Source organism: Brevibacterium picturae, from assembly GCF_030453725.1.
GTDB classification, from domain to species: Bacteria; Actinomycetota; Actinomycetes; order Actinomycetales; family Brevibacteriaceae; genus Brevibacterium; species Brevibacterium sandarakinum_A.
Genome location: NZ_JAKDJU010000345.1, coordinates 1 through 1,508, shown reverse-complemented (window position 1 = coordinate 1,508; position 1,508 = coordinate 1). Strand labels below are relative to the sequence as shown.

Annotated in this window: 1 protein-coding gene; it reads left to right on the top strand. The window is 62.9% G+C overall.

Annotated elements, in window-relative coordinates:
- The first annotated feature begins 18 nt into the window (after positions 1 to 18).
- Positions 19 to 1,485 carry an aldehyde dehydrogenase family protein gene (locus tag L0G76_RS16225; RefSeq protein WP_304358155.1) on the top strand — a complete coding sequence of 489 codons (1,467 nt, stop codon included), beginning with the start codon at positions 19 to 21 and terminating at the stop codon, positions 1,483 to 1,485.
- Positions 1,486 to 1,508 lie beyond the last annotated feature (23 nt).

The window sequence follows — 1,508 nt, the reverse complement described above, 5'->3', positions numbered from 1 at the left end:
GTAGGTGAAAGGATCACAATGTCGCAATTTCCCGAGGCCACGAACTGGAAGATGTTCATCGGCGGAGAATGGGTCGAAGCTGCCGACGGTGACAGGAAAGACGTCATCACCCCCATTGATCGCAATGTTGTGATCGCCACTGTGGCCAATGGCAAGGAAGACGATGCCGATCGCGCTGTCAAGGCCGCTCGGAAGGCCTTCCCCGACTGGGCCGCGTTGCCGTTCAAGGAACGTCAGAAGATGCTTCTGCGCTGCGCCGACGCCCTCGAAGCAGGTGCCGAGGAACTGGCCCAGCTGACCGCGATCGACACCGGCAACGCCATCCGCACCCAGGCTCGCCCCGAAACCGGCACCCTCGTCGACCTGTTCCGCTACATGGGCGGAGTCGCCGGCGAGGTCAAGGGCAATACCCTGCCGGCCGGTGACGGACAGCTGCAGTACACGAAGCGCATGCCCCTCGGTGTCGTTGCGGGGATCCTGCCGTGGAACTCGCCGCTGATGATCGCCGCATTCAAGACCCCTGCCGCACTGGCCGCCGGCAATACCATCGTGATCAAGTGTGCCGAGGATGCACCGCTGACCATCCTCAAGATGGCCGAGCTGATCGCCGACATCCTGCCTGCCGGCGTCCTCAACGTCGTCACCGGCAAGGGGTCGGTCATCGGTGAAGCGCTCAACGTCCACCCCGATGTCGACAAGGTCTCGTTCACCGGTTCGACCGGCGTCGGCCGTCACGTCGCCGAGCTGGCAGGTGGTCGCCTCGCGCATTCGTCGATGGAACTGGGCGGCAAGAGCCCCAACATCATCTTCCCCGACTCGAACGATGACGACACCCTCCAGCAGGTGCTGCTCTCGACGCGTTTCGCCCGTCAGGGCCAGTCCTGCACGATGGGCTCGCGCCTGTTCCTGCACGAAGACATCTACGATGACTTCCTGGCCAAGCTCGTCGACGCAGTCTCGAAGATGAAGGTCGGAGACCCGCGTGAGGAGGACTCCGACATCGGCTGCATCATCAGCAAGAAGCAGTACGACCAGGTGTCGGACTACATCGAGATGGGCAAGGCGATGGACGGCGTCGAGGTCGCCTACGACGGCTCCGACTCGCTCGAGGTCGGCGAACCCGGCTTCTATCACGCGCCCGTCATCTTCTCGAAGGCTAGGAACGAATGGCAGACGAGCCAAGAGGAGATCTTCGGGCCCGTCCTGTCGGTCATTCCGTGGAAGGACGTCGACGAGGTCATCGATATGGCCAATGACAGCGAGTTCGGCCTCGCCGCCTTCGTCTTCACGAAGAACGTCGACGCGGCCCTGACGATGGCCAACCGGATCGAATCCGGTTGGGTCCAGGTCAACCAGGGCGGTGGCCAGATGGCCGGCCAGTCCTACGGCGGCATGAAGACCTCCGGTTTCGGCCGTGAGGCCTCACTGGAGGGCATGCTCGAGGGCTTCACCCAGATCAAGCAGGTCAACATCCGCATCCGCTGATCAGCTTTCGGCACAGTTCGTCC

Coding starts and splice junctions, on each gene's coding strand:
- L0G76_RS16225 (WP_304358155.1), top strand. CDS start 19: ATGTCGCAATTTCCCGAGGCCACGAACTGGAAGATGTTCATCGGCGGA.